Here is a 25,007-nt window from a genome sequence, read left to right on the forward strand (position 1 = left end):
CTGCTTATATTATTTTATTGGGGGGGAATTCGTCTCCCGGTGAAGCGCAAGTCAACTACACAACCCTCCATGTCAGCGAGAACCAGAAAATGCTCATCTACAAACTGTCCCCTTGTAGCTTCTGCGCGTCGGGCCTCCAGGTGCAGCTCCCGCAGCCGCCCGAAGATTACCCAGCACGACTGGACCGGTGGCACACCCCGCTATCCCGAGCTTCTAAAGCTTCCGCCACAGCGCACGCATCATAAAGATCCACCCCATCTGCCAAGTTCCGTGGTGCCGGTTACCGGTGCCACGATTCAATAAACCATGTTTTCTGATGTCTGCAATACCGGCGACACTCTGAGTATCGGCGTTCCGTCTTCCTGACGTTCGCTTGTAAGTTGTAGCTTCTGCCACACTTCCGGAGATCCTGGTCGCGCGTCAGACCCTCCTGGTATTTACCTGCAGTACCCGGCAACTCCGCGGTGATCTCGCCAGTTGGCCTCTGCCATCCCGCTGGGCGCCTTCAGCTTCACACTCTCCTATTCATCCGAAGATCCGCGCTGGCACACCAGATTTTCCTGATAACTGTGCTCCGAGGACTCAGGATCTATCACGCTGCTGCGTCGACAATTCCGCCGCTCTCCCGCTTTCTCCGTACGAACAGCCCCAGCTATCCAACCATCCGCCAGTGGACTCTATCGTATCAGGTGTTTCCGGAGTTCGAGACGGTACTCATGTCTGCCGGATACCCGTCATACGCCCCGCCGGTCAGCCTGCGGACATAATCAGAGTCGACCTCCAAGCTGCTCGCCGACATCTACACCGGCAATATTACGGTACAGAGGGAGATCAGCGGGAAGTGGAACCGGTATCTCAAGGACTGGAGCGGCCAGCAGCTGATCAGCAGGCGATACTTGCCAAGGCTCCGGTAGTAATTTTCCGGCCGCTGAAGTTTCAGGTATCGGCAGGAATCTGCATCTGCAGGGAAGGACCGGGGATTTTGCGGCAGGCAATGTTTGATGCGGAGACCGCTTTAAGCTACAGGCGATATGAAGGGTATGGATAGGCGAGCTTGTTCAGCGGGGTGCCGGGGCATTCTGCAGAGACGGAGCTTCCGCCCGAAACGGGGCTGCTGGCCAGGCTAGCGGGCAATAGAGAGCGGGCGGCGGGTGATGGATAAGCTGATCTGGCAGATTGGGGAAGACCATTGGCATCCGGCGGTGGCGGTGCAATATATGGAGTCCTTGTGTGCAGGTTTGAAGCGGCTCGGATAGGAACGGGAGGACGGAGCGGCAAGAAGGGCGGGTTTTCTGCACAATGCATCTCTGCTGGCCGTCGCCGATGCTTCGCGGAAGCAGGCGAGGAGCTTGCCGCTTGCTACGGTAGGCTGAAGGAGAGTAAGGGCGTACGAGCTGCTGATCCGGCGGCAATCAGCATGATAACAGTTTTATTCGTGTGTACCGCAAATACAAGGACATTATACCGGGCAAATACAGGGAGATGTTGCGCGGCAGTAAGGAAGTGATGACGGATTGAATGCCGTGGTTCCCCTCGGTCGCATGTCTCGAAGAGGAGGCTGTATGCGAAGTGAATAGAAAGCGGAGTGTTGAGCGGCACCATCCGGTGCTGACCCGGATGGTGCAGGGAACACAGTCGAACTGTTGCTGGCATTACAGCGGAGGACATCATGTATATGACGAACAGGATGTGGAGTACCAACAATATGAAGCCTATGAGCGAAAGGCAGGTTACCCGATGAAGCCCGGGGGATGCATATCATTGGCTGTGCCAGAATCCGCATCGGATCCAGCTGGGGCGCATCTCCTTTCGTCTGCTTCACCCTGACGGGCGGGAGATGACCCTTGAAGTGGTGCCGGTCAGGCAGGAGCTAAACCTGTGGAAGAGAATCCTGCACAGCCGCATTTTTGCCTGCGGGGCTGAAGTGCAGGTGGCAACAACCTGCCATCCGCAACGGGTTTGTCGGGTGTCCGCGTTCATTCGGAACTGCTGCGGCAAGGACGGCTGCAACGTTTTCAGGCACCGGTTATGATACACCTCAGCAGAGCCAATTCGGTATTCCCGGACGGGGGAATGACGGCAGGCACACCACCCGCCTGGCTAGCAGCTCTGCAAATGCGGCCCGTCTGGAGCGTACGATGGATGAGGACGGATACAGCGTGCAGTGGGAATGGTCAGCAGGGCGGCTTGAACAGTCCGGGCCGCATGATTTCACGGTCAAACCGGAACGGGACGCGGATCTATTCGAGTTTGCGGCAGCGTTCGCCTTGAACAGCCCCGAACGGGAGTCTGTTGAGGAGCTTATTGCAGCCAGCGCCGGCACACTCAGAAGATTCTGGGAGAGCGGCGCCGCCGACAGCTTCGAAGGAAGCACCGATCCGTGTGCCGCAGAAATGATACGGAGATTAGAGCATGGACTGGTACTTGTCCATTCTGCTGCAGGTCCGGGAGCTGGCGTGGTCACAGGGGTATGAGGGAGCGCGCTGGCCGAAGATGGTCGGCTACGACGGCAAGCAGACGCCTTCCCCTGTGGCGCCGAGCCTGATCTGGCAGCACCCCCACTCGATGGTTCTGGCCGAGTTGTGCTATTTGGCCCCTACCTCTACGTCGAATCTTATTCAAATGCAAGATGACCGGCTGGGAGCCAGGAACAGAAGTAACTGCCTGATGCATCAACCCGCAGCAATCGATGCAGCGGCTGTCAGCCAGCTGCAGGAATAGCAACAGCAGCATCTACTACTGGTTCTTCATCCGGATACTTCCCTGCGCGGCGATGCGATCATCTGAAACCCGCGTAGGCTGGAATTACAGTAACCTTTTCCTAGCTATTCAGTCATAAAATATTTACTGATTTTAGTTCCGTAGCCTTCCAAACCGTAACTTTCCATGAAGTCTTTAGCTACTTCCAGATACTCTTTCGTGCATTCTTCAATATCTTTCTCGTATTCATCGAACATTTCTCCATATTCAGGAATGAACGCTGCTTCCTTAGTTTGATAATATCCCAATCCAGATACCGTGGCTTTGATGAAAATAGAAGCCACCTTCTGATCTAACTCTGAGTTTCTCTTTTTTAAAACCTCAACAAACTCAAAAACTCTGTCATAGCCGCGATTACCCAACCAACCATCCATACTGTTGTTCACTACTTGATAATCCATATATTCTAATAGCTTAGTTTCTTTTTCCGTTAACATATAATTACTCCTTTTTGTTCAACTAGAAGATGTGACTTCCAAGTTTAATAATCGCTGATCAACCTTTTTCTTGCTTACAAATGAGAAGGGGAGGGGATTGTTACTTAATAATTTTGAGGAAGAGACTGATAGCACTCAAACAAAATCCTCTGCGCATCCAATCGAGTTAATGGTGGCCCAGGGGATTCAAATCCAAGAAACCTGATCCTTTCAGCAAACTGTGCAGCGTTAAAAATATCAGCCCTATCAATGAATTCCATTTTCATATCCATTAACGCCCACTGCTTTGGGAACTCAATAAAACCATCAATAACATGAACAAGAAGATCCGAGCTTGTTTTGTCCGTAATGCGTATTTCCGGATAGCTCCTTTTGTTCAGCTGCAAATATTCATGAATAGCCTCTACCGTCTCCAGTCTATCTCCCGGATGATAGGGACCATCTTTCTCAATATACCGATAACCATAATACATGCTAATCCTCCGTAAAATCAGGCTGTTATTATATTAGTTCATCTACCTCGTACAAAGTAGTTACTCTCATTCGAACCGGAAATATCGATTCACTTAATGTGCATCTTGTTCCCTTTCTAAATAAGTTTTAGAATCTCTTCAAATTCGGGTATCGTCAGTTCATTGTGGACAAACCACTCCTCATAAGCTTCGCCTACGGAGAAAAGGTACTGAGCCAAACTCATGTCTTCTTTAATGTCAAGAGTGCATTGAACACCCGTCAGATCAAAATCAAAACCTACTTCGTCTTCTCCTACATGTTCGAACAACTTCTTGACCTGTTCATTATCATGTATGACTAAAGTGTAGAACATCCCGTCTTCAAATTTTTTAAGATGGAAACCTTTAGTTTTCAAAAGTTCCGTGTTCATCAGTCCCATTACCTCTTTAGTTTTGGTATTATCCTGTTGAAGCAGTTTCCTAAACTCGTTTATCTGGAAAAGGTTAAATGAAGTGAGTTTCTTTCCGTCTATACTCCAAACATCAATATCCCACTCAAGATTAATTTCAAGGCATGTATGATCATATTGTTTCAGCTCTTCGATGAAGAACACGACATCTCTAAATTGAAACCCCAATTCACTCGGTTCCACTTCATCCCAAGTAAAAAGTTGAACGCCAAAAAGCTCCTGGATCTGCTCTTCTGTATTCATGTTTTCTTCTCCATTTCTTAATCATGTTATGTACAAATCTCACTCTATCAGCGTATTTGGCCAATCTACCATGTTTTTTCACAGAATCATTAAACGGCGATATCGCTTGCTATAATTCTACTATAACCATCTAGCACTGTCTAACAATCGTGATACATTCGAAAGGAAGCCTGGTAAAAACGCAAAAACTTTACCATCCCAAAAATATGTAATATACTAACAGTAATACTAAAGCATAATGATTTTCTTTGCTGACATGGATCAAGCGAAGAACAATGAATTCGAAGAGCCTTGAGACAGGTGTGCCATTTGTTTGGCATGCTCTGTAATCAGGGCATTTTTATTTTTAAAATAACAGAAGGGAGGAAAGCCCAACGGTTTATGGGGGGCTTTCCTCCCGCATGTTGGGCAAACCCAATGAAACTCCAAAAAATTGAACTTGCTGGATTTAAAAATTTGATTGACCACAGTTTCACCTTCGGATTAAAGAATCTCATTCAGGGTGAACGCAGCTGCGGGAAAACAGCCCTATTAGAGGCGATCGTTTGGTGCCTAGGTGGCTGTGACCTTAGCGGTAACACACGCAATGTGACGAAACGGTACAAAAATACCGGGACCAAGATGATGACGGTTACTACGTATTGGGAATTCCAGTATGCCGGGCAACGCCGGCATGAAGTCATCTCCCGTTCCGCGAGCAGGAGGACTACCATCAGGCGAAATCATCAAGTCGTCACACAAGAAAGCATTGACGAACTTTTTGGCTCCATAGATACCTTTTTGAGTGTTTTTCTCCCAGGGTACCTATCGGGGCTTCCGGCAGCCAGATTCAGTAATGTCATTCTTTCTATGTTGCCGTCTCCAGATGCAGATATCTCACCCCTCATGATGAAGCTCCAGGATCTGACGGAGGAGCTATCCGAAACAGAAGAGTATATAAAAGATAGGAAGCATAGACTCAGAACGATGAAGCTTCAGCAATCCATCTCGAAGGATGATCAGCTTCTGAAGAGTCAACTACAAGAATACGAAGCCAAACTAAGGGATATTCGCGGCTCATCATCGTTGGAAAAGCCTGCTTTTATTCAAGAGATGGAGAATGAACGCAAGGAGCTGGGAGAGCGATACCGTGCTTTAGTTGCAGAATGGCAAGAACTATTTAAACACTCTGGTCCGGTGCAGAAGCTAGAGGATATTCGTAAGGAATGTCAATCTCTTCTCGATCGCGGCTTTGTGTTAAAAGATGAAATTGAATCCAGCACCATGCACTACCAAGAGGAGCTGGCACAATTTCAGAATGAACAAATTGCTGAAGAACAATCACTCTTAATTGAAATCCAAAAACTAAAAAATCAATTGAAACTCAATGAAAAATACAGTAACAAGGGCCAAATGGAATTAATTTATAAAAATATAAAAGAAGCGCTGGAAGAAGGTGCTTCTGTAAAGGAGCAAATCCTCAGCTTAAAGGAAGATGCTGTCAAGTATGCTCAGCAGCAGGTTGACACAGCCAATCTTCATTTGAAGGATTGCTCCATCCAGATGACGAAAAAGGAGAGTCATGGACAGATTCTATTCAAGTATCAGTTGATGTACAGAGGAGTAGATTTCTATTCCTTGTCCGTCAGTGAAAAAGTCATCTGTTCACTCGAGCTTTCCGAATTACTATATCAGATCAAGCAGGAAAGCATTCCTGTCTTTATCGATGGAATGACAGAAGTGCGAGGCAATGTTAAGGCTCAGTTGTTCCTGACCAAACTCACAACCGATGCTACGATCATCGTGGCTTGAAGAATGTGGGAAAGTCATATATAATCGCAAGTATAGTAAAGCATGTTGATTTTCTCTGCTGACATGATCAAGCAGAGAACAATAAACCGCCGTTTGGTGGTATCGAAGAAGCCTTGAAGCAAAGAGTATGGTCAATTTTATTTGACGATGCCTTTTTTTGCGTTCAGGGCTTTTTTTATTTTTTCGAAACTATTAAAGGAGTTGACACCGTGTGGATCACATGAAAAAGGATTGGGGTGATGAACTCCAATGGATTCAGAAAGGAATACACCAAGTGGACGGCTACATCACAACTATCTCAAACCATTACTTGCAGCATCGCCTGCAAAATGATGAGTATGAGGATCGCATCTTTGATGAGCTCGATATTTGTTGGGCCATCATGAACGGCCGTATCGTGGAAGGATACGATATTGGCGAGCGCAATGGAAACAAAGATCCAGAGCGGATACTCATTGGTCCTTCGTTAAAGGAGCCATGGATTGTTTTAGCCGTGGTTCTACGATTGGATCGCCACTTCATCATAAAGACGGTATTCCCTGTGGATCGGGAACGATACCAGCGATATCTGGAAAATGATGAACGTCCGTGATAAAATAAGATCACAGGAGGGATGACATGTCTCAACGTGATCGGAAAAATGGGGGGTTCTTTGTGACCAACAAAAGAAATTTCACAGGAGGTACACTGGTTGTCACCCAGGTGCCTGCATTTGAAAACGAACAAATCTTAGTAGGTGATGCGGCGTTGATCGCCGGATATGCAAGACATCTTGCAGATTCCAAGGTGCTTGGCGAGGTGCTTGTGGACTTTGATACACTCAAGGCCAACATCAACCTGGATCAATTCCGGCCAACTCGATAAATCAACTTAATAAGAACAATGAAAAGAAGGTGCATACCACGCATCTTCTTTTTTTTGTATTAAAGGAGGATTATGAACGATGATTATAGCCGTTTGTATTCAAATGAACCGCTCCCTGATTGTGGGAGGGTATGCCGTCGTAAAAAAAGACAACAACAAAAAGGTGATTGATTTTGATGTTGTCAAAGGTGAGCCCCTACAAGTAATAGTTGGTGGCCGAGGTAAACGTGTACCCGATGAGTTTGCGGACTGGTGTGAGGAGCAACTGCTTGAGCTGTTTAAATCGCATCAAGTCCCGTTGAGTATCGGTCTGCATAACGCTATCGCATAGGGGAGAAAAACGATGAAAAAAATATTATTGATGAACCTTGGCGGATATGAAAGCCGTATGGATGAGTGTCTTACGCTTGCCAAGCAGCACGCGGACCTGATCTACTCCATGACAGGAGACGGATTGGTATTGGTTGAGCATCAACACTTGGTACCCGTCAATGTCCTGAGCCTGACCAGGTCAGAGCTGCAGATATGGTCCGATATGATGAACGAACAGATCAGCCAGCTGGAACATGCCCGAGAGGATATCGTTATCCTGGCAGCTGGCGTAAAGTATCGTGGTTTTATTCCGTTAGGAACGCAAATCGGCCAAGGCTTTCGGATCGGGGCGTGAGAACATGCTGATCAAGGAGCTCTCCTTCAAATGGCATGTGCAGCGGCCGGCAAAAGAGGTTATCCCTGTGCTGCTGCAGATCGGGCTCGTCCGTAAAGGAAAGCATTTGATATGGACAAAAAACATTGATCGCCATACCTTGGAAGTCGAACATCGCCAGCGCATGGATACTCCGGATTGCAGCTATTTTTGGATACGTTGGTATGACTCTGATGGGGATACTACACCAGAGATGCTGGAACGCATTCTCAGTGAATGGTTCTTCACCATACGAATGCACTTCGCTACCTTGTGTGTTAACTGGTTCCAGGCAAAAATTCAGATGGATCCCGTCCGGAAACCGCGTGGTTTTAGAGAATCCAGTCCATCCATTTGGTTGAAAATTGATGAAAGCCATGTGCTGTCGTTGTTTCCGGTGGCCGGGGGACTCTATTACTTTGAGGTCCGGCAGCGGGATATCAACAACCCCATTCATCATCATCGGTATCTCCGCTGGATGAGTGAGCTTAAATACAGCATTGCAGGCAAAATCATTCCAGACGATCAGATGAGTCTGGATATGATGCAATTATGATGAAGAGAAGAGGACATACTTGTACTAAACGAGTGTGTTCTCTTTCTTATTATTAGGAGGAAATCATGAACCTAATTTTCAATATTGCGTATTTCGGGATCCTTCTCATTGTCTTGTATCCCATTATCAGTTATCTCAATACGATCTTAGCGAGATTAATGGGGAGATATTTAAACAGCCTGTTTATCTGCAGGTGGAAGGGAAGCAATACATATGAGTTGTGCTTCCAACCCGCTTATGGCTTTTACTACGCCAGACCCCGAAGCTTTTACAAGAAGCTTAGCGAGGCTATTGAAGTCTTTGAGGCGGGGTATCCGGACACGATCCTTATCGGTGAGATGCTTTCATCGGTAACGGCCAAACGACAAGGACAGATCAGACGTTGCCATCCGCTTCTATTGTTTGGCTTTAAGGTTTCAGCAGATCTTGCGATACTGATGAATTTGGCCAACTACAGGAAAATGAAGTTCGTCACGCTGATCGCGAAGACACATCGTTCGGATGCCATCATAAGATACCAGCTCACTGGAGGCAGTCATTATGAGTAGGTACTTGTGGAAAACTCAGATAAACGATGGTGCGGTCATTGACATCAGCGGGCTCGCAGCACGGATGGGGTTCATCTCTACCATTGCCATGACGAAAGAATGCATGCTGCAGCTTACGGGGGTGGATTTCTACGTCCCCGAATCCAGGCGAAGAATTGAAGAATGCTTATTTACTCTATACGCGGTTAGTAGTATTTGCCCCGCAGGAAGGCTTCGGCCGTTCTCTATGTACATCGAAGATTCAAGACTGATGGAACTCACTGTCTATGCAGGGTTCGGGGATTATATGGAACCCATCATGGTTATAGATATTTCAAAAATTATTGCTGTCAAATTATAAAGTTATCATTCTCAGTCACGAGGGAGGTGTCTCTGCATTAGGGGAGGCGCCTCCCCTTTCTGCAGACTAGACGATGAGACAAACGAAAAAGAAGATAACAAGTCAGGTGTCCTGGAACTTCCAACCGGTATCCCCGGAATCCTATCACGAAGGTCGTAATGAAAGATTCCATGTGATTAATAACAGAAGGTACAACTCACACGGGCAACGTATCTTCCGTGATCTTCAGCTCTTTTCCGGCATTGGCGGGGGCTCCCTGGGTTTTAAAGACGCACTCGTTGAATATGGCGGAGAAACCGGTCGTTTTGAAAACATCATCGGGATTGATGCAGATCCAGGTGCCTGCCAAAATTACGAAGCCATCACCGGCTCAAAGTCTGTGTGCATGGATCTGTTCTCCAGGGAGCAATTCATCGCCTTTCACGGGGTAGAGCCGCCGGAAGGCTGGAGAGAGGTCACAGGACGTGATTTATTAGCAGCCTGCGGCTATATTTATCCGGATGTCATTTTTACAAGTCCACCCTGTAAAGGGTTTAGTGGGCTTTTGCCTGAAAGATCAGCAAAGAGCGCTAAATATCAAGCGCTTAATGAACTTACCATAAGAGGTATTCAGTTATGCCTGAACGCATTTCAGGATGACTTACCTTCATTATTTATATTGGAAAACGTCCCGCGCATTAGGACACGGGGGAAATTCATTCTTAAGCGGATCGAGAAGCTACTTGAGAGCCACGGTTATGCGGTTTCTCCGCAGGAGCGACGTGTATATGATGCCGGAGCGTTTGGCGGTCTTGGAGCTACCCGGAAGAGGTTTCTCCTTGTCGCCCGTCTGACGACGAAGGTGAGTAACTTCTTGCACTTGCCTGAAGCTCACCCGTTGAAGACGATTGGCAATGTACTAGAGCAGCTGCCACTACCAGGTGATTTGGTAGCAGGTGGCCCTATGCACAAGATTCAAAAGCTAGCCTTCAAGACAGCTCTGCGTCTGGCTCTTATTCCAGCTGGAGAGGATTGGCGATCCTTGAAACGGATCGACTATACAAAGCTGCGTCTTTTCAACATGGATTCTTCAGTATCCGTGGACATAGGTAACATGGAGCTAAACATCAACAGTGAGAACGGGAAGACAAACCTCTACCGAGTACAGCGCTATGACGAACCTGCGGGCTGTGTGACGGGATCAGCTGGTCCATCCAATGGTGGGACCTGCATAGCAGATCCTATGCTTAAGGAAAGAGACAGCCGTCATCCAGGTGTCTACAGAGTCGTGCCGAACAACGAACCGTCGCCTTGTATCACAGGTACCCGTTTTGGCAGCGGAGCGCCGGCTTATAGCGATAAGCGAACCGCCAAGGAAGCGATGGACCTGCTATTAGGTTGCAGTCCTCGTGCCGGGACATACGGTGTGCAAGAGTGGGACGAGACAGGTAAGACGGTGACAGGCAGCTGTGATGTTCATGCCGGCACGGCATCCGTTGCGGACCCTCGTACTCCAAATGACAACGAACGTGGGATCTGGATCATAATTTCGGAGGATGGTACCTGGCACCGACCGCTTACAACTTATGAGTTGGCCATGCTGCAGGGGTTCCCAACTCATCTACAAGATGGGCGTCCATTCCAGCTCATTGGCAGCAAAAAAGACCAAAAATGGCGAGAATGGATAGGGAATGCCGTTCCACCCCGAGCTGCGCAAGCTATTGCAGAACAAATGATGGCCACACTCATGGCCAGCGAGCAGAATGAATTCTTAATGACGTGGAATGAGGTATGGGTATCTCCTGTTATTCAATCCATGATCTATGACGAGCCCGTTGTATCGTGGGTCCACTAATAATTCTGGAGAAATATCAATGATTGGAAGTTGCGATCAGTGCGGTGAAGATAATCGGAAAATTAAGGAGCTTATGCACCATGGCGTAGCCATCATGGTGGTTTGCCGTTATGGATGTGATAGCAGAAGGAGCATTCCTTCTGCCGTGAATAGAAGAAAATTCTTTGAGGTTCACTCTGTTACATTGCTCTCCAAGAGCTATGAGGATTCCTTATGGGAAATCAAAATCTGGGACAAACGTAGAGTCACCAGCACCTTCTATCTCAATCGAGTGCACTTACAGCTCTGATTCAAAAATGTACGCACCCTCAGCAGATTTCTGAATTGAAACAAACAGTAATTTATACTTAAACGGAGGTATTTCATACTAATGAAAACACAGGAAGAAGTCGAAAATTTGAAAGAGAATTGGTTGAATGATCCTTGCTGGGATATTTCTCTAACCGAAGATTTTGAAGAGTTCGCAGAGCAGCTTCGACAACGTGAAATAAATGAAGCAAAGGTCGATGCGACTGCTGAGGACCTGGGAGTGAAGGGATTGTATCGCTTAATCTGCAGATTGGAAGATATGCAGGAAATTCATTCGGAGGCTATCGCTCTACTGACAGAGGGGAAATCCTTTGAAGCCTATAATGTTCTACTGAAAGGCCTCAAGAGGGAGACTATGCTGAAGGACCGAAAAACGGGAGCGGAAAAGCCTTAAGATATCGTAGTGAAGTTGATATAATTAGTATTATGTAAACTATAAAAAGGTGGGGATCTAGTCTTCACCTTTTTTGTTTACCTATCAATAACTATTCATGATTTCCTAGACCGATACTCTCCGAACTGCTATTCCGTTCTTCCCCCGGCTCCACATCAAAATTGGCAAGCTCTTTAATGACCCGATAGATTTTATACTGTTTTTGCTCTGACTGCTGCATCAATAACAAGATGCTACTCCATACCCATTTATGTTTCTCCAGCTCGTTATAATTACCCGTCGCAAATAGATCATATACACTCATATCTAATGATTTTGCAATTCTTTCTATAGTATGTATACGAAAATCCTTTTCTCCACGCTCGATTTGACCGATATAGGAAGCAGTCGTCCCGGATATCTCTGCCAATTGATCCTGTGTCCAGTTTTTGGATTTGCGAAGAAAACGAATTTTTGCCCCAATTTGTTCTGCAAATGATGAAGACATAACTATACACGACCCTTCTAGAGAAAGTGTAATCGAACTCATTAGAAGGATGGAGTACTCTTTTACGACTTTTTCTTTTAAATATTGTCCTGATGATAGATGTATGCTATAATTTTCCATTGAAATATAATTTTATAAAGGAATTGAACCTATTTACATATAAGATCTTTCGCTGGCACGTCAATTCCCATTAACTTATATTTATGGCGGTTACTGTTGAAAAGACGTATACTAAAAATGATGAAAAGAGGGATGAGATGACTTCAACAAATGACAAACATCCATACCCTGGTTTACATTGCCCAGTCAGCGGGTCACTCATTACAGAAATCGAAGCAGAATTGAAACGACAAGACCTAACTCTAAACGATTTGGCGCAACGATCCGGGATTAATCGTGGTATCATTACGAGTGCATTTACAAGTATCCCCCCTAAAAGCTTATCGATTAAACAACTCGATTTGATTAGCCTTACTCTTCAAAAGCCAGAAGGCTGGCTCTATGAGTTGTATACGATCGTCTGTTTTGATGAAGGTCGGGTGCACTGGAAGAAGCTCAAGGCTTTTCTCCTTCGATGTGTAGAGCTGGACCGAAATGAAATTATACAAGAGGTATTATCACGGCTTATGGAATCTGCTGTACACGTTCAAGATATCTTCGATCTAGCTGAAACTTTATATGCAGATGGAAAGAAGAAGGCAGCTATTCCATTCTACGAATGCGTTTGCGCTCACGAGATTAAGCAACATTCGGAAAGACTGGCCATTAGCCAATACAAGTTATTCCGAGCACGTCTAGGCGTTGAGCTAAGCCACAATCTTGAGTCAGCCTTACGATATTACCCGTTTCGGAATCGATTACCTGACCATTTCATGCTAGATGGCTTGCTGCAGCTGGCCAATGTATTTTTCACATTGCATAGATGGGACGAGGTATTTAAGATTTGTGACGAAATGAAGAAGATCGTTCTGGTACATATGAAGAGTAAGGAGTCTTTGAATACAGAACGGCACCTTGTGGTTTATTATGCTCAAAGCTTCATGTTAAAAGGTAATGCTTTAGAGTGGATGGAGAGATACGAGGAAGCCTTCGAATTTATTGCAGGCTATGAAGACCTTCATTGGTTTCCTGATCTGGACGATTTAGGAGCCAGAGAAGTATCACGTTTCCAAATGTTTGCAAAAGGAAATAGATTAAACCTACTAGTCCTTTTAGGGCATCAGAATATATTATTGGATTATATAGACTTTTTGAATGAGCATCCCGATGAGTGGCTGCCAGGATTACTGACAATTATGACGGCTGCTAATCGCCATAAGATGAATGTTGACCACATTCTCCCTCAGTTTCAGGAACGTATTCATGGCCTGCGATCTGGAGCCAGCCTGCATCATACCTACTATCAATCCTCCAGTTACATTAGGCGGGCCAGCTTATTGTTCTTCGAACTCGGGGTATATGAATTTGATCAACAAAGGTTCGGTGATGGCATCGAGTGGATACTTGAAGCGTTTGAAAAGTCTATAGCCTCCAACAACAAAGACTTGAGCATGAAAAGCGCTGCTTATATGGAGATTTTCCGTAAGGAAGCCAGTGCGAAGCAGCAGGAGGCGTACTTAGAAAAAATGAAAGGGGTTATTAATGATGCTAAAGCGCAGGATGAGTCGTCTAGTAGCAGTGTGCATTCTAAGTAGTGTTCTTCTGTTTGTTACCGGTGGCGCTGTTCCATCGCTTCCAATTCAGGAGGGCGGTCTTAGCATTACGACCTTGTCTCATGGAGACGGGTCATAAAGACCTGTCTTCACCCATTGGCCCCTGCAAATCGCAGGGGCTTATTCTTTTTGTAAAATGCTTATATTGTGAGTACCGCGGAGTTGGCAAGCGGCAATCCAGAAGACGTGTTCACCTATATTTTCCAGGGTGACACTGCTACTCCCCGGAGACGTCGCAGTTAATGTGGAAGCCAAGCCGCATCCCTCTACGAGCGATCAACGCGGTAGGTACCGTAGTCTGGAGTCGTCGGTTCTGCGGGTAGTGCATGCATCAGGAAAGCTTAGTGATACGTCACACGAACCCGCCTGGATATAAAGTCGGCCCTCAGTGTATTAGCCAAAGCTCAGGATAGGCGGGGTGTGCCCCGGGCCAGGCCATGCCGAGTAATCTTTGGGCGGCTTCGGGAGCTGCAGACACCGGAAGCGCCGACGCGGATCTCCAGAATTGTATCTGCGGGGGAAGATGCAAGCGGCCCACGGGATGGCCGGGGTCCGTTGGTGTGATCGTAGAGTCGTCGGAGCTGAAGACGGTAATGTACAGCTGATAACCATAAGAAAAACCACCGGAGCAATCTACCGCCGGTGGTTTTTCTTATGCTTGTGTGGCTTTCTCAGTCCGTTCAGCAATGTCTGAAGGTCGGCTTTAATGCCAACTACCTTCAGGAGTACTTCCAGATGCTTTTTCTCTCCTGTTATACAATTTTCAGCCTACTATATCTCCTAAAACTCCAGAAATCTCATTTCAATCCAGCCTTCATCGTTCCCCAGTAGATTGAACGGACAGCTAAATTCATTCCATCTCTCACTTTCAAATTACAATTTTTTTCTAAGTTCGCTAACGATCCGTAAAATGTAATAAAAAAGGATAAATGGGGGGATTGTTATATGAACGATATTCGACAAATAATTGAAGTGCAGCGGGCTGAGTTAAATCAATTAGCTACCGAATATGGGCTGCAAGATCCTCGTGTACTAGAAAAATCTCAGCAGTTAGATGCTACTCTCAATCACTATCAGCAACTTCAGTATCCTGAACGTTATAAGGTCTTGTGTCAAGACTAGGGTTGATATATTATATAGATAATAAAGATTCATTGATTTTCTTTGCTATCTATCGCATAGCAAAGAACAAAGCTACTACTAGCAAATGAAGTAGGAAGAAAAGGTATACGGGACTCGTATATCCATTTCTTCCTTTTTTGTTTTCCACAGTGGCGATCCCGGTCAGGGGAGTGTGTTAACTACACGTCCCCGCCTGACCGCGGGGAACTATTGGAGGAAGAAAATAATGACACAATTTACTATGGAAATGGAAAACTTCAATGAAGAGACATCCAAAAAGAGGAAATCTTTCTCGTATGATGCAGGCGAATACCTGCATGGAGCAAGGAAAGACCTAAGTATTGGGGTAAAACTTGATCGTGAATGGTTAAGAAATGCCGAACTAGAGGACCCAGCTGTTGCATTCAAGGCAGTGCGTAAGGAGAACCTGATCACGTTCGACATGGAAGAGCTCCGTAAAGCCGGTGTTGATTCTCAAACCGCGTATGCGATGAAGTTACTTTGGGCGAGAGTAGCTCCACACCCAGAGGACAAACCTGAGCAAAGAGAATTGTATCTAACGGCGATCCATGTTCTTGCTGAAAAGCTGTCCTTGGTTCGGAGTAAACCGGATCTTGAGACTGTCATAGCTGACATCCGAGAGGAATGCAGGAAAAACTTGAATGACAACAAGAAATGGATGTCCTTAGGCAAACGCTTCAAGTCCATGCTGTATGCTTCCCGACGCTCCGAAAGGAGCGGATTTACGCTCATTCTCTCGAGGGCTTATTCTGAAGAGGGTTCTAATTGGGCTTGGTCAGAGTTTAAGAAGGTCAAACGGAATGAAAGAAGAGAAGCCTGGAGACGTATGGTGCCTGATGAAGTCGTTCGGTTGTCTGGTCTTGATTCAGGTATCAAAAAGCCTGAGGATCTTGTTGAGAAGATCCGGTTCCGCGGGGCGCAATTTGGGAACTGGATGGATGACGAAGCAGGCAGATACCATCTACTGTGCTTTGGAAATGCCGTGACGGATCTGGCCGAAATTCTCGGGTTGTCTCGGGATCAAATATCGCTATTTGAACTGGGCATCGCTTTTGGTGCCAGAGGTAGTGGTACAGCGTCAGCGCACTTCGAGCCTTACTCTAGAGTGATCAACCTGACTAAATACAAGGGGGGCGGGTCATTGGCACACGAATGGGGCCATGCAATCGACTGCTACGCTTATGCAGAATCGCAGCGATATGCGAATGGTAAGCCCGGATTTGGCAGCTCTGATGACATGGGCTCAGCATTCCCTGCACTTGCTGATGCATATGAAGAACTCATGGAGAAAATTATAGAAGGCCATGGTGTCTTGAAAGTGACCGTACCAGAAGATTTGAAGATTAGTAACACTTATCCAAGGTTAAAACGGTATCTGAACAAAGCCGATAATAATGTCACTGAAGCTCTCGAGGCCATCAGATGTGTATTTAAGTACACTTCTGTTAAATTAAGAAAAATTGGAAACTATTTTGTACACATCCTACGAAAAGAAGGGGTTAAGGTGGATCAATACTTCATCCAAACGGATTACAGTGATTTCTTCCTTGATGCCAAAGAGAGGGGAGCTTATTGGTACCGCCCGCAGGAACTTTTTGCAAGAGCGTTCGAATCCTGGATCGAGGATTTGCTCGAAGCAAAGAGAATGACTAATACGTACCTGGTATGCGGTACAAAATGGGGACCCTATCCAACGGGTGAGGAACGGGTTCGTATACACGCTGCATTCGAAAAATGGTGGGACGTTTTGATCAGTTGTCTTTTCCCGAGCAGCAGGAAGACGCTGCTGGAGAAGAAAATTGAGGAGCTAAGAACTGAAATGCATACGACATCCTTGCATCATGAATTGGTTTCTCCAGTCATGATCAAGTTGTCACAGGAGCTCGATCAATTGTTGAATCAGTATAACAAATTCATAAGTTAATCTCATTGTAATGGTATGAGCTTGGGGGACCGCACGCAAAGCAGTGACTTGCTTGGGCGGAAGCCAATAAAAAAAGGAGATGAACGGAATGAAAATTAACACTTGGACAACAGCAAAAGGTGCTGCAATCGAGATGCACACCAAGCACGTAACTGAGACAACTTGGACAGACGATTGGGGTACTACTCACTCCAAGCCAGACAACTTTGTTATTATCGACAAAGTTGTCGTAAACGACAATGTATACAGAGGGCAAGGTCTTAAACGCACCAACATAGATGGACAGCAATGTATCCATTTATACAACGACATGGCGACAAAAACGAAAATTCACGTCCAACTCCCAGACGATGTTAATCAAGCGGTTTGGGGAGAATACGACAGGATCGAGTCTGCCAAGGCGGAACGTCGAAAAGCCGCGGCAAAAGCAGACCGCGAGGAGCTGCAAACAAAAATCCGGAACGGTTACTGCACCAAATGCCATAGCTACTGCTATGGAGATTGTCAAGCGTAATAAAAGGAACCCTCATCCGGAGGCCTTATGCTGGGGCGGCCTGGGCGGGAAAACTTTTGAGAGACTTCCCGCCCTCCATTAATAGTGACTGCCCTCGGATTTAAGCACCGAGGAACTTGATTTTAATGGACTTTCCTTTATAATTCCAAAAATTAAATAGACAGAAACATACAAAAAGCCCACTGACCTATATTGGTTAGCGGGCTTTTTTCTCACTTAACGATAAATTCTACACGGGTGCCGTCCGGGTAGTCATCCGCGTATTTAACCATAATTTCATTGGTGGGATGACATATAAAAGGGAATTGGAAAAACGCAATCATAGCAATTATATTTGCAGTAGGTATCGGGATAGCGATAATAAACGGAGATTTCTTCGTTGAGCAATCCGGTACACAGCCCAAAGAGCCAGCTGTTACTGTCTCATCTGAGGACACGGTGCAACTCGAATTCCCTGCCGATCGGTATCCTGAGACAGCCAAGCACATTAAGGATGCTGTTGAAGATGGAGCTTAAGCAGTCTGTACAATCGACCGGTACGGAGTTGAGGAAAACCGCAAAGAGTCCTTGGAGGGTATACCAACCAAAAAGGGCTATGATCGTGATGAATGGCCGATGGCCATGTGTGCTGAAGGCGGTGAGAACGCCGATATCGAATACATAAGTCCATCAGACAACCGTGGTGCAGGGAGCTGGGTAGGCAATCAACTGGAGGACTACCCGGACGGCACCCGTGTAGAATTTATCGTAATATAAGTTAATCTTAAAGCATTGGTAAGAGCCCGCTGACCTTAATTGGTTGGCGGGCTTTTTTATGTTTCACTACTATTCAATTTTTGGATTTCGGAATTTTAAACTATAAACTGATCAAAAACTGGGATACGCAACAAGCCAGATTTGGTCCAGTTCCTCATTTTAACTTTTACCCTTATTCGCGGTTTAAGATACACATAGTCTTTGTCCTCACCAATCACGAGCTGCTGGCAGACGCCACGGAAAGCCTGTTTGTGCTCTGGTCCAACTCCTAATTCAATGATTCCAGCACTACGCATTTTGCCGGATAGATCGGGAACGGCTGCAAGCCAGCCAAATTCAGCCTTTTTGAATCCAGTGATATAAACGTCAGCATGAGTCCAGTTAATCACCTTTTTCCAGTCCCTGGACCGCCTGCTAACATACAGGCTGTCTTTACGCTTGCACACCATGCCTTCCATGCCCGAAAGCTCGATCTGGGCGAAAAGGTCTTCTCCTGCTCCTACTATATAAGGGATAATGCCAAAATTTCTTGAAGGAAGGGACAATCCGTGCAATATCTCCTTGCGCTCCATAAGAGGAAGCTTTCGTAAATCCCTCCCCCGATACTGCAATATATCGAATATTGCAAATGTGACAGGAAGCGTGGATGTGAGTTGTTGTATTTTTCTTGACTGCTTGGTGCTGAAGCGGCTCATCACTGCTTCGAAATCATTTAAACCAGTCGCCGGATCGACACAAGCCACCTCACCGTCCAGGATAACATCATCATTAAACGGTAAGTGCAACTCAGGGTATTGTTTTGTACAGTCATTGTTGTGACGGGTATATAGTCGAACAATACCGGACTGCTGCGAAAATATAAGACGATGACCGTCCACTTTTGGCTCGAAGATGTAATCTGAATGACTGAACGGCCTTGCCGCTGTCTCCAATAACATTGGTTGTAAAAACATAATAGAAACACCTCAGATTCAATTATAGCGCTCGACTGCATTGAATAGAGGCGGTAAGTTGTGGGATGGATATATTTGTTATTGATAAAGGAACTAATGTTCGTATATAATGAAAACATACGTTCGTGAGGGGATGAGGGTATGACATCTAAATACATCGGTCAGATCGTTGAAATTATCTACATGGATCAGACAGGGAGGCTGTCTCAGCGTAGGATTGAGATACATGGTATGAAGGATGGGCTTATCCGGGCAACGTGTCAATATACCGGCCAGCCACGGACTTTTAAAGAGGACAATGTGCTGGCATGGAAACCCATAACCAAGACAGCATAGGAGGTCAACATGCTATCAGATATAGAACGGAAGCTATTGCGAATCCTGAATAATTTTTCTCTTCAGAACCGGCGCATGCCGAATATAAGCGAGCTTGAGATCAAGACCGGGCGATGGCCGGAACAGATTAAGCAGGCTCTCGCAGGGCTGGAACAGGTCAATTACATTACCTGGGAAGATAAATCTTCTACCCAGAAAATTTTGATTATAGAGGCTTGGGAGCGGGAATCAATAAAACCGAAGTTCCAACAGCCAACTAGTTCCATTGATTACTGGACGCAATACTAAGGAGGAGATGTAATGTCAAAGAAAATGCAAGGGAATGGTTTATTCGAGAGTTCACGATTTATTCTCCCGGAGTTCAAGGAAGCATATCTAGCAAATATGAAGGAGCAGGAGAGACGCGGCAAGCCGGTCCTGGATGACCAGGAGGTGCAACTCATCGAGAAGGCACTGATCGAGTCATATAACCGCCGTACTCCGGTTACTGTGACTGTGTTCAACCCATTTGATGATGAGGTGCTGACTGGTATCGTTACTGCACTGAATACAAATCTCCGGGAGGTCAAGCTTATCCGGGGCGAAGATGATTTTAGCTGGATCAAACTTGAGGTAATTATTTCGGCAGCTACGTAAAAAATAAAAGCCTTGGGGATCTGCCCAAGGCTTCTTTTGTGTTATAATTTGGATTGGACAACGGTGGGAGTCACGGCGCAGCCTTCTCATGAAGGAGGTGATCGACGCCATGACTGCCCTTGATGCGTGCTTCTGGATCTTGAGATTAATTGCGAGAGTTAAACCTATGGTTTAACTCTCGCAAAGTTTACAGATGGATCAGAAGAAGACGTGACAAGGCAAAGCCCACCGCTAAAGGTTGATCGCCTTCGGTGGGTTTTGCTTGCTCTTAGCAACAAACGCGCGCCGTGAGGCACACCTCGTTGTCCTGAGGGAGGTTAGCGGCCTCCCTTATTTCTATTCTTATGTTATCACAATGAAATTATTCAGGCAACGCGATTGCCAACAGAGCTCAAAAAAATAACGATTCCTCCGAATTCTGTAACGAACATTACGGAGCTTACTTGCTCCGAATCATCGCCAGAAGAGGGCATTCTAGCCAAGTGACTGAATCGGTGTTCGTTAGAATTCCATGCGCTCCAAGATACTTTCGATAGCGTCCGCCGTGTCAGTTTAAGCGGAGGGTGAGGTACATGTACGCTGTGTCCGTCAGAGACTCACGTCCGGAACAATCGTGACGGCACGAATGAAAACTTCGGGGCGCCGGCGGCGAATCAGCTCTTGGCCTCTTCGATATCGGCTGCCGTTACGAGATTTAAGTGCGTTTCGCCGGTAGACGGGTCTCCGTATTCGACGGTAAATTCACGCCGCTCCTGCTCAGAATCTATTTCCACCCTGCCCCCCTAACCAAGCCTTGGAAACGATTGGGTCGATCAAGCCGTCCGCCAGCATTTCTGACGATTCCTAAAACGATCCCGGTCGCTATCCCTCTCGACGACGACGTCCGCCTGCTTCGCTATAATCTCGATGATCCGGCTCCTCACCTGAAAGATTCGCTATGCGCTAATTTTGATGTCCTATACATGTCCTCGGGCTTCTACCAACGGCTAATGAATCATAATTTTGCTGTTGGGGAGGGCCAGCCGTTTCCCACTCGCCCCCCCAGCCAGCAGGAATGCAAGCTCCTATACATGCTGATAACCTCTCTATACTACCAGTAAAGCATATTCGTTCACTGTTTAGCGATACTTTGTAGTAGTCATCCTATATAGATTCTTGGAGCTTAAGGATTCTATTTGGGGTGGCATTGGCCTTCTCCAGGATGGTTATGATTTTGATGGTGATGTAAATATTATTCTTTAAACCTTAATAAAAAGGAATAATTAATTAAGTATTTATTTGTTCTCAAAATTTGAGAAGGGCTATCTCAAATTCTGAGAGGGGCTATCTCAAATTTTGAGAGGAGGTCTCTCATATTTTGAGAAGCGAAACCGACTATGTAAATTTGAGACACGGTCTTTCAAAATTTGAGAGGCGGTATTTCTGTGGATAATTCGCCTCTGAAAATTTGAGAATCGACGTCTCTCAAATTTGTGTAGGCCGTCTCTCAAAATTTGAGAAGCGGCGTATGAATATTTGAGATGCTGCTTCTCAAAATCTGAGAGGCGGATTTTTCTTGTTTGATTTCCCATATTATGGAGAATGCAATGAGTAGCACTCATGCCGAGCGCAATTCCTCATAACAGCTAAAGAAGCGTGTCTCCATGCGCAGTTATGAACGTTCATCCCAAGATCGGTGGCTTCTCCTGCGGAAAAAGCAATAACGGTACAGGTTAATGCAACGAAAGTCGTCTTCCCAGATGGTAAGCCGGTGATGGACGGAAGCCGTGTGCTGATTCCTGTGCGCTTTGTATCTGAAGCTCTTGGAGCAAAAGTGGATTACAAGGACAAGACCGTGCTGATCAAGCAGGGGGATAACTCCATCACTATGAAGATTGACAGTGCAATTGTGACCCGCGGATCTGAGCGTATTCTGCTCGACGTGCCGGCTAAAGTGAAGAGCAACCGTACTTACGTTCCTTTGCGCTTTGTATCTGAAGCGCTGGGGGCTCAGGTGGACTGGAACGCAGCCAAAGCCTTGGTGACGATCACGACAGGATTCGCAGCCACGAACCCGGACACACCGAAGACTGAGGAACCAGGGCCCGTGTTCAAGCCGTTTGAATGGGAAGAGTACACCGAATTGGGCGAAGCCCTGTTCAAGAACAACATGAAGTACAAAAATGGCCAAGTAACGTTTGTCGTTCCTGAAGGGACCTACGCAACGTTTGAAGGTAATAAGCAGTCAGTAAAGCTTGTTCCAGGGAAGTCCTATACGTATCCTGCTGGAGCCGGGGCGATCTCGTTCTCCAAAATCTATGCGAAGGAAGATCATATTGAGAATTACGGACTGTCGTTGGACGTGAACAGCTACTACTTGTCCAACCAGTTCACCGATGTAAAGAACGATGTTGTTATATCGCATATCATTACCAAAAAAGGAAAGATGCACAGTACGGCAGGTACCCTCACTGAGGTCATTGCTGCAGCTCAGTCTCTGTAAGGTAGCGGCCTATGAAACGAGTCATATCCCTTGTAATAATGGCACTTGTTACTCTCTTTTCATCGTTTAAGGCCTCTGCAGAAGCTGCAGAACCGATGCTAAAACCTTATGTAGCTGGTGCGTGGGATTACGGAAAAGATAACTTTAACCTGTATGCCTATATACCAGCTCTGGATGCTACGGTTATGCGTCCCTTGGGAGCTGGCCAGATGGACAGGGATAATCATCTTTCCGGACGGAGCTACGACCAAGGTCGGAAACTATGACGTGTTCAATGTGAAGCGTAAAGCAGATGACCCGAATTTCGACAAGGAAAACGGCTTTGGCTTGGTCTTCAAGAGTCAGGCGGCGCTTGGCGATCTGTTCGACGCGATCATGGCCAATCAGAGCGTAGGGGACAATCAGCGGGCCTATTATCGCAATAACTTCATTCAATCAGTGAATGACCCTGATTTCAAAGATGGTAACCAGTTCTTATACACTGTCGCAATGTCGCCATTCTTACGAACTTCCGGAATTGTGCAACGTATGGGCATCAAGTTCACCGAAACGCGGAAGATTAGCGAGGACGAACGCCAGGCGATGTACGAGGTTACGCCGTGGCCGACACTGAGGGCGACAGCGGCCAACGGCAAGCTGAAGGTAGACTATAAGGGCTACGGGGTAGCTGAACGAAACATCCGCATTGTAGCGACCGCAAAAGGCGCGTTTCCGGATCTGAAGAACGTCATCAGCCTGACCGGAGGGAAGCTGATCAACACATCAGCAGAAGCCCACAGCGGCACGCTTCAGGTCGATTATGCGGAGCTGGCTGAAGCGTACGGCGACGAGATCGATGTCGTCATGGATGACGGCTACGGCCGTACGGTGGTGCAGACGGTGAGCCTTCCGAAGATACCGAAGGCCATGGACTACATCCCAACAAAGCTGACGCTGACCGATAGTAATCAGCTGTGGTTGAAGTGGAAGTATGTCGGTGAGGACTTCAAAGCCGGTGACTACATCGATGCCAGCGAACAAGGAAATCAGCATCGGTCCTGTGAAATGGACAGGCCGTGAAATCGGCTGCATAACATGACCCTTCACGTCGATCCGGAGGGAGTCGTTCCGGATGTGGACGTAGGGAACAATATCGCATCAACCGGCTGTATGGTAAACGGTGGAGTAACGAATTCCGATTCAGGCTGTAGTAACAACAAATCCACAGCAAAAGCTTCATCCAGATGGGAAATCACGTATCCGTACATTGTTCGCATATTACCGATTTTCAGGCCAGTTTGGGCGTACGAGGATGTAATCTATTCTGAGAACTTGACTGTTTCTACGGAGATCAATACACGCCAGGGAATCGCTACGGATAAGAAAAACCCAAAAGAAAGTGATCGTCATAGTCGGGGCAGATGGGCCATCATCCCCTATGCTAATCCGTAGAAGAATGAGCAAAAACCCTAGAAAAGACGCTGTCTTGCGTTGTCTTACAAAACCTGTTGACGTTACCGGTTAGAAAGGTTTAGAATGAAACTGTAAAATATCCTAACGGAGTCCGAACCCATTAGGATCATCGGTACAAAAAGAACCCCCACCTTCCAATAGGGGTTCTTTTTGCGTTTATAAGTGAATGTAATGGGTAAAAATTTTGAAAGAGAAGCTTAATACCTCTCCCCTGGTCGCTAGCTGAACGCCGAGTAGGATCTGGGCGTGGAAACTCACCTTCCAAAGTTAGATCCACGTCCAACACGGGGTAGATTGGAGCTGAGGATTAAGCTTCTCTTATTTCCGAATTAGAGTCCGAGTGTCAAAAGAAGAATCACTCGGATTAGCCAGTAACAAAGCATTGCGGACCAGGCCGCACACTGAAGAATCAAAGTTATCTTCTTTAATTTTTGCACCATGTAGTATCACCGATAAGCGTTCAGCTGCTTCGACTCTACCGCCTTGCGTGTTTTAATTTTACTGCCTATCCATAGCATATGTAAACCCAACAATTGTCTTACCCCTGTCGAACCCCCTTCAACAATTTCCTATACTCGCGAAACGAAAATGATCAAGTATCTACGGATGTTGCCCACCCACTTGCAACAGATTTGCTTACTGAACCACCCCGTTAGATTTCAGCTGCCGGCAGCGAAAGCAAATAGCCAACTTAATTGTTTGCAGAAAGTAAGTGTGTGGCTGGTAAGAGACCTTACTTCTAAGTGAAGCGTAAGTAGTGGAGGTTCATAGAGACTTATGGTATAATGATGTGCATCACGACAATTAATTAGTTTTCTCTGCAGACGAGTGATCCAGCGGAGAACATGTAGGTAAAATGAATAGGTCTATTTAAGTGCGCGCCACGAGACATACAAATACGTATGTCTCTTTTTTGCGTCTAAAAAAAG

The 25,007-nt window shown here is 46.3% G+C and carries 28 protein-coding genes and 1 pseudogene; 23 read left to right on the top strand and 6 right to left on the bottom strand.

Annotated elements, in window-relative coordinates:
• Positions 1 to 841: 841 nt before the first annotated feature.
• From ACE41H_RS15530 to ACE41H_RS15545, 4 genes are all read left to right on the top strand, one after another.
• The gene (locus ACE41H_RS15530) at positions 842 to 1,048 is read left to right on the top strand and encodes a hypothetical protein (protein ID WP_375356331.1); all 207 of its coding nucleotides are present in this window, start codon (positions 842 to 844) and stop codon (positions 1,046 to 1,048) included.
• Positions 1,049 to 1,569: 521 nt separating this feature from the next.
• The gene (locus ACE41H_RS15535; protein ID WP_375356332.1) at positions 1,570 to 1,827 is read left to right on the top strand and encodes a hypothetical protein; all 258 of its coding nucleotides are present in this window, start codon (positions 1,570 to 1,572) and stop codon (positions 1,825 to 1,827) included.
• A gap of 80 nt (positions 1,828 to 1,907) precedes the next feature.
• Entirely contained in the window at positions 1,908 to 2,474 is a 567-nt protein-coding gene (locus tag ACE41H_RS15540; RefSeq protein ID WP_375356333.1) for a hypothetical protein, read from the top strand.
• Positions 2,413 to 2,721 (top strand): hypothetical protein, encoded by a 309-nt coding sequence (locus ACE41H_RS15545; RefSeq protein WP_375356334.1) that lies wholly within the window; start codon positions 2,413 to 2,415, stop codon positions 2,719 to 2,721. Before ACE41H_RS15540 ends, ACE41H_RS15545 begins: the two co-directional genes overlap by 62 nt.
• Before the next feature lie 104 nt (positions 2,722 to 2,825).
• Here the strand turns inward: ACE41H_RS15545 and ACE41H_RS15550 are convergent, their stop codons facing one another.
• From ACE41H_RS15550 to ACE41H_RS15560, 3 genes are all read right to left on the bottom strand, one after another.
• Positions 2,826 to 3,197, bottom strand: coding sequence for a hypothetical protein (locus ACE41H_RS15550; protein ID WP_375356335.1), 372 nt, complete (start codon positions 3,195 to 3,197; stop codon positions 2,826 to 2,828).
• Positions 3,198 to 3,301: 104 nt separating this feature from the next.
• Positions 3,302 to 3,670 (bottom strand): hypothetical protein, encoded by a 369-nt coding sequence (locus tag ACE41H_RS15555; RefSeq protein ID WP_375356336.1) that lies wholly within the window; start codon positions 3,668 to 3,670, stop codon positions 3,302 to 3,304.
• Between the two features lie 116 nt (positions 3,671 to 3,786).
• Positions 3,787 to 4,362, bottom strand: a complete 576-nt coding sequence (locus tag ACE41H_RS15560; RefSeq protein WP_375356338.1) for a hypothetical protein — start codon at positions 4,360 to 4,362, stop codon at positions 3,787 to 3,789.
• 318 nt (positions 4,363 to 4,680) lie between these two features.
• Between ACE41H_RS15560 and ACE41H_RS15565 the strand changes: the two genes are divergently transcribed.
• From ACE41H_RS15565 to ACE41H_RS15610, 10 genes are all read left to right on the top strand, one after another.
• Entirely contained in the window at positions 4,681 to 6,153 is a 1,473-nt protein-coding gene (locus ACE41H_RS15565; protein WP_375356385.1) for an AAA family ATPase, read from the top strand.
• A 211-nt stretch (positions 6,154 to 6,364) separates the two neighbouring features.
• A complete protein-coding gene (locus tag ACE41H_RS15570; RefSeq protein WP_375356339.1) occupies positions 6,365 to 6,745 on the top strand; it encodes a DUF4258 domain-containing protein in 381 nt (126 codons plus the stop codon).
• 26 nt (positions 6,746 to 6,771) lie between these two features.
• Positions 6,772 to 7,017 (top strand): hypothetical protein, encoded by a 246-nt coding sequence (locus ACE41H_RS15575; protein ID WP_375356340.1) that lies wholly within the window; start codon positions 6,772 to 6,774, stop codon positions 7,015 to 7,017.
• 79 nt (positions 7,018 to 7,096) lie between these two features.
• On the top strand, positions 7,097 to 7,348 hold the full coding sequence (locus tag ACE41H_RS15580; protein WP_375356341.1) for a hypothetical protein: 252 nt from the start codon (positions 7,097 to 7,099) through the stop codon (positions 7,346 to 7,348).
• Positions 7,349 to 7,360: 12 nt separating this feature from the next.
• A complete protein-coding gene (locus tag ACE41H_RS15585) occupies positions 7,361 to 7,684 on the top strand; it encodes a hypothetical protein (protein ID WP_375356342.1) in 324 nt (107 codons plus the stop codon).
• A 4-nt stretch (positions 7,685 to 7,688) separates the two neighbouring features.
• Positions 7,689 to 8,258 carry a hypothetical protein gene (locus tag ACE41H_RS15590; protein WP_375356343.1) on the top strand — a complete coding sequence of 190 codons (570 nt, stop codon included), beginning with the start codon at positions 7,689 to 7,691 and terminating at the stop codon, positions 8,256 to 8,258.
• A gap of 65 nt (positions 8,259 to 8,323) precedes the next feature.
• Positions 8,324 to 8,806, top strand: coding sequence for a hypothetical protein (locus ACE41H_RS15595; protein ID WP_375356344.1), 483 nt, complete (start codon positions 8,324 to 8,326; stop codon positions 8,804 to 8,806).
• On the top strand, positions 8,799 to 9,146 hold the full coding sequence (locus ACE41H_RS15600) for a hypothetical protein (protein WP_375356345.1): 348 nt from the start codon (positions 8,799 to 8,801) through the stop codon (positions 9,144 to 9,146). The genes ACE41H_RS15595 and ACE41H_RS15600 overlap by 8 nt, the downstream gene beginning before the upstream one ends.
• A gap of 73 nt (positions 9,147 to 9,219) precedes the next feature.
• Positions 9,220 to 10,980: a DNA cytosine methyltransferase gene (locus ACE41H_RS15605; RefSeq protein ID WP_375356346.1), complete on the top strand. Its 1,761-nt coding sequence runs from the start codon at positions 9,220 to 9,222 to the stop codon at positions 10,978 to 10,980.
• A 370-nt stretch (positions 10,981 to 11,350) separates the two neighbouring features.
• Positions 11,351 to 11,683 carry a hypothetical protein gene (locus tag ACE41H_RS15610; RefSeq protein ID WP_375356347.1) on the top strand — a complete coding sequence of 111 codons (333 nt, stop codon included), beginning with the start codon at positions 11,351 to 11,353 and terminating at the stop codon, positions 11,681 to 11,683.
• 91 nt (positions 11,684 to 11,774) lie between these two features.
• On the opposite strand, the gene ACE41H_RS15615 is transcribed toward ACE41H_RS15610, so the two are convergent.
• The gene (locus ACE41H_RS15615) at positions 11,775 to 12,170 is read right to left on the bottom strand and encodes a helix-turn-helix domain-containing protein (RefSeq protein ID WP_375356348.1); all 396 of its coding nucleotides are present in this window, start codon (positions 12,168 to 12,170) and stop codon (positions 11,775 to 11,777) included.
• Between the two features lie 257 nt (positions 12,171 to 12,427).
• On the opposite strand from ACE41H_RS15615, the gene ACE41H_RS15620 reads away from it, so the two are divergent.
• The 5 genes and pseudogenes from ACE41H_RS15620 to ACE41H_RS15640 all read left to right on the top strand — a co-directional run bounded on the left by ACE41H_RS15620 (position 12,428) and on the right by ACE41H_RS15640 (position 18,219).
• Positions 12,428 to 13,864, top strand: coding sequence for a DNA-binding protein (locus tag ACE41H_RS15620; RefSeq protein ID WP_375356349.1), 1,437 nt, complete (start codon positions 12,428 to 12,430; stop codon positions 13,862 to 13,864).
• Positions 13,865 to 14,827: 963 nt separating this feature from the next.
• Positions 14,828 to 15,004, top strand: coding sequence for a Spo0E family sporulation regulatory protein-aspartic acid phosphatase (locus tag ACE41H_RS15625; protein WP_375356351.1), 177 nt, complete (start codon positions 14,828 to 14,830; stop codon positions 15,002 to 15,004).
• A gap of 226 nt (positions 15,005 to 15,230) precedes the next feature.
• Positions 15,231 to 16,949: an LPD1 domain-containing protein gene (locus ACE41H_RS15630; protein ID WP_375356352.1), complete on the top strand. Its 1,719-nt coding sequence runs from the start codon at positions 15,231 to 15,233 to the stop codon at positions 16,947 to 16,949.
• Between the two features lie 88 nt (positions 16,950 to 17,037).
• Positions 17,038 to 17,463, top strand: a complete 426-nt coding sequence (locus tag ACE41H_RS15635; protein WP_375356354.1) for a hypothetical protein — start codon at positions 17,038 to 17,040, stop codon at positions 17,461 to 17,463.
• Positions 17,464 to 17,757: 294 nt separating this feature from the next.
• Positions 17,758 to 18,219, top strand: a pseudogene (locus tag ACE41H_RS15640) (NucA/NucB deoxyribonuclease domain-containing protein).
• A gap of 95 nt (positions 18,220 to 18,314) precedes the next feature.
• Here the strand turns inward: ACE41H_RS15640 and ACE41H_RS15645 are convergent.
• On the bottom strand, positions 18,315 to 19,172 hold the full coding sequence (locus ACE41H_RS15645; protein ID WP_375356355.1) for an ATP-dependent DNA ligase: 858 nt from the start codon (positions 19,170 to 19,172) through the stop codon (positions 18,315 to 18,317).
• 345 nt (positions 19,173 to 19,517) lie between these two features.
• On the opposite strand from ACE41H_RS15645, the gene ACE41H_RS15650 reads away from it, so the two are divergent.
• On the top strand, positions 19,518 to 19,796 hold the full coding sequence (locus tag ACE41H_RS15650) for a hypothetical protein (RefSeq protein ID WP_375356357.1): 279 nt from the start codon (positions 19,518 to 19,520) through the stop codon (positions 19,794 to 19,796).
• A 12-nt stretch (positions 19,797 to 19,808) separates the two neighbouring features.
• Positions 19,809 to 20,144, top strand: coding sequence for a YolD-like family protein (locus ACE41H_RS15655; RefSeq protein WP_375356358.1), 336 nt, complete (start codon positions 19,809 to 19,811; stop codon positions 20,142 to 20,144).
• Positions 20,145 to 21,130: 986 nt separating this feature from the next.
• On the opposite strand, the gene ACE41H_RS15660 is transcribed toward ACE41H_RS15655, so the two are convergent.
• The gene (locus ACE41H_RS15660; RefSeq protein WP_375356386.1) at positions 21,131 to 21,196 is read right to left on the bottom strand and encodes an ATP-dependent Clp protease proteolytic subunit; all 66 of its coding nucleotides are present in this window, start codon (positions 21,194 to 21,196) and stop codon (positions 21,131 to 21,133) included.
• 623 nt (positions 21,197 to 21,819) lie between these two features.
• Here ACE41H_RS15660 and ACE41H_RS15665 point away from each other — a divergent pair.
• Positions 21,820 to 22,626: a copper amine oxidase N-terminal domain-containing protein gene (locus tag ACE41H_RS15665; RefSeq protein ID WP_375356359.1), complete on the top strand. Its 807-nt coding sequence runs from the start codon at positions 21,820 to 21,822 to the stop codon at positions 22,624 to 22,626.
• Positions 22,627 to 22,779: 153 nt separating this feature from the next.
• Positions 22,780 to 23,685 (top strand): hypothetical protein, encoded by a 906-nt coding sequence (locus ACE41H_RS15670; protein WP_375356360.1) that lies wholly within the window; start codon positions 22,780 to 22,782, stop codon positions 23,683 to 23,685.
• Positions 23,686 to 25,007: the final 1,322 nt, after the last annotated feature.

The organism is Paenibacillus enshidis (assembly GCF_042136365.1).
Lineage (GTDB): Bacteria > Bacillota > Bacilli > Paenibacillales > Paenibacillaceae > Paenibacillus > Paenibacillus enshidis.